Source organism: uncultured Campylobacter sp. (assembly GCF_938018145.1).
Lineage (GTDB): Bacteria > Campylobacterota > Campylobacteria > Campylobacterales > Campylobacteraceae > Campylobacter_A.
In genome coordinates this window covers 1-3,208 of record NZ_CALIII010000131.1, presented here as the reverse complement: position 1 = coordinate 3,208, position 3,208 = coordinate 1, and the positions used below count along the sequence as shown (strand labels likewise).

4 protein-coding genes are annotated in these 3,208 nt (G+C 48.5%); all 4 read right to left on the bottom strand.

Annotation, left to right across the window (positions count from 1 at the left end; all coding sequences use genetic code 11):
• On the bottom strand, positions 1-1,109 hold a 1,109-nt coding region (locus Q0338_RS02950), incomplete at its 3' end, for a class I tRNA ligase family protein (protein WP_298085457.1).
• 8 nt (positions 1,110-1,117) lie between these two features.
• Positions 1,118-1,456, bottom strand: a complete 339-nt coding sequence (locus Q0338_RS02945) for a DUF6394 family protein (protein WP_002953043.1) — start codon at positions 1,454-1,456, stop codon at positions 1,118-1,120.
• Between the two features lie 9 nt (positions 1,457-1,465).
• Positions 1,466-2,437 (bottom strand): protein translocase subunit SecF, encoded by a 972-nt coding sequence (gene secF, locus Q0338_RS02940; RefSeq protein WP_298085456.1) that lies wholly within the window; start codon positions 2,435-2,437, stop codon positions 1,466-1,468.
• The coding region (secD, locus tag Q0338_RS02935; RefSeq protein ID WP_298085455.1) for a protein translocase subunit SecD at positions 2,438-3,208 on the bottom strand (771 nt) is incomplete at its 5' end.

The window sequence follows — 3,208 nt, the reverse complement described above, 5'->3', positions numbered from 1 at the left end:
ATCGGTAGATCAAATTTACTCGCAAACTCATAGTCACGCTCGTCGTGAGCCGGCACCGCCATAACCGCGCCGCTACCGTAGTCTGCTAGGACGAAATTTGCCACCCAAACCGGTACTTTTTCGCCCGTTAGCGGATGCAGGACGTTGATACCCAAAAACAGTCCGTCTTTTTCGCTAGCTTGGCGTTCGCGCGGGCTTTGGTTTAAAATTTTCCTGATTCTATCAGCTTTATTAGCTTCTAGTTTACCGCCGTCAAGTAGTCTTTTTACAATCTTGTGCTCAGGCGCCAAGGCTGCGTAGCTAACGCCGTAAATCGTATCCGGGCGCGTCGTAAATACCTCAAAACCCTCTATCTGCTCGCCGCCTTCTAAAATCCGCTTCGACTCTTCGTCAAGCTCAAATTTAAACTCCAAGCCAAAGCTCTTGCCGATCCAGTTTTCCTGCATCGTGAGCACTTGAGACGGCCATTTGCCCTCAAGGCGCTTTAGATCGTCTAGCAGCTCCTGCGCGTAATCGGTGATCTTTAGATAGTAGCCCGGCAACTCGCGCTGGATGACGGCATTTCCGCATCTCCAGCAGCATCCGTCCTCGACCTGCTCGTTAGCAAGTACGGTTTGGTCGTATTCGCACCAGTTTACGACCGCGCTTTTGCGGTAAACCAGCCCTTTTTCGTACATTTTGATGAAAAATTCTTGCTCAAATTTAGTATAAAGCGGATCAGATGTCGCAAACTCTCGCTTTTTAGAAAAGCTAAGCCCCAGCGTCTCAAGCTCGCCGCGCATATAGTCTATATTTTCGTAAGTCCAAATTTTAGGATGGATCTTGTGCTTTATCGCCGCATTTTCCGCAGGCATACCAAAGCTATCAAAGCCGATCGGATGAAGGACGTTGTAGCCGCGCTTGCGGTAGTAGCGAGCCAAGGCGTCGCCGATGGTGTAGTTTCTCACGTGTCCCATATGGATGCGTCCGCTAGGATACGGAAACATGCTTAGGATATATTTTTTAGGCAGGCTATAGTCGTCTTTGGGCTCAAATTCGCCGTTTTTACTCCAAATTTCTTGCCATTTTTTTTCTATTTTTGCCGGCTCATATTTTAAAATTTCACTCATTTTTACTCCTAAAATTCTTCTTGCGTCTTGCCGGACTCGACCAAAACAAGCGCTAGAGAAAAGACGTTTGCTATCGCGGCGCCGATCGCTAGCGAATACGCCATATGCGCGTTGCCGTTTACCTGAAGCAGCACAAAGGCTGGAATAAGGTGCAAATCAGCCACCAGCGAGCTAGCAAAAAGCTCGGCGGCAAAGACGTTTTTGACGCCGATTTTTAGCAGCGTCGAGATCACGTTTACGCTCGCCGCTACAAATAGCGCAATCTCGTTTTTATCGTATAAAAACCCCGCCGTCGTCGTCAGGCTCATAAGCGCGAAAAATATATAAACAACCTTACCCCAGTTCATCGCTTCTCCTTATATAGTGCCTTTTTCAAACATCGCGCGTTGCTTGTCTTTCTCTCTTTGTACGCGCGCCTTTTCCGCTTCCATAGCGCGGTATTTCTCCACGCTAAATTTAAACCACAAAAGCATAGGCGCAGCGACGAATATCGAGCTAAGCGTACCGATGACTATGCCCACTATCAGCGCCAAAGAAAATCCGTGTATCATATCTCCGCCGAATAAAAATAGCACGACGACCGTGATGAGCGTGGTACCCGAGGTGAGTATCGTTCTAGTTAGCGTCGCGGAGACCGATTCGTTTATTATCGTATCAAGATGCGTGCTCTTGCTGGTTTTTATATTCTCTCTAATGCGGTCAAAGACGATAATCGTATCGTTTAGCGAGTAGCCCACGACCGTAAGGATCGCCGCGAGAGTGTCCAAATTTACGTCTATAGCAAAAAAGCTGATCGCGCCCATCGTGATCACGACGTCGTGAATCTCCGAAGCAACCGCCGCCATCGCAAATCTCCACTCGAATCTAAACGCGATATAGATCAAAATACCAACAAGCGAGATCGCAAGCGCCATCACGCCCTTTTCGCGTAGCTCGTCGCCGACTTTTGGTCCGACCACGTCCGTACGGCGGATCTCAAATTTGCCCGTATCTTTTAAAAGCTCGGCTACGCTAGCTCCGACGTCGCTACCTAAATTTGAGTTTGCTCCCGAAAATCTAATCGTAACCTCTTCGGCTGAGCCAAACTCCGTAACGCTCGCGTTTTTATAGGCTTCGTCTTTTGCCAAAGCCGCGCGAATTTTATCTAGAGAGACCGCACTATCGTATTTCACCTGAATGAGCGTACCGCCGGAAAAGTCGATGCCGTAGTTAAAGCCCTTCGTCGCCATCAAAAAAAGTGAACCGAAAAACAGCACGGCAGAGATGGCGAGCGCGATGTAGCGCTTGCTCATAAAATCATAAACATGTGCCTTTGAGAAAAATTGCATTTATACCCTTTTATAACCGAACCAAAACCGCGTGTTACCGCTTTTTTCTATTTTATTTATAATCGTATCAAACATACCGTGAGTACCCAAGATCGCCGTTATCATCGAGGCGATGATGCCTATACCCATCGTCACGGCAAAGCCCTTGACTGGACCCGTACCGTAAGCGTAAAGTACGACCGAAGTGATAAGCGTTGTCAAATTTGCGTCAATGATAGCGCTCATCGCGTTCTCATAACCTTTTTTCACGCTCGTTGCGATACTAGCTCCATCGCGCAGCAGCTCTCTGATACGCTCGTTTATGATGACGTTGGCATCCACGGCCATACCGATAGTTAGCACTATACCGGCCATTCCCGGTAGCGTTAGAGCGGCGCCGAACATCGCCATCACGGCGACCAGTATCAAGATATTTGCGACAAGCGCGATATTTGCCAAAATGCCGCTAAATCCGTAATAAGCTATCATAAATAGCACGACCAAAACCGAAGCCGAGGCTAGCGCGATCATCGATTGTCTTATGCTGTCTGCACCTAGACTTGGTCCTACGCTTCGTTTTTCTAGCATTTTTACCGGAGCCAAAAGAGCGCCGCTTCTAAGAGCGATAGCTACGTCGTGAGCCTCCTCTACGCTAAATCCGCCGCTTATCTGACCGCTTCCGCCGCCGATTCTCTCGTTTATCGAAGGAGCCGAGTACACCTTGCCGTCAAGCACGATAGCTAGGCGCTTGCCTACATTTGCACCCGTAAAATCGCCAAAAATCCTAGCTCC

Bases quoted from the DNA above. Each gene is read 5' to 3' on its own strand.
- Q0338_RS02945 (WP_002953043.1), bottom strand. From the start codon at position 1,456: ATGAACTGGGGTAAGGTTGTTTATATATTTTTCGCGCTTATGAGCCTG.
- secF (WP_298085456.1), bottom strand. From the start codon at position 2,437: ATGCAATTTTTCTCAAAGGCACATGTTTATGATTTTATGAGCAAGCGC.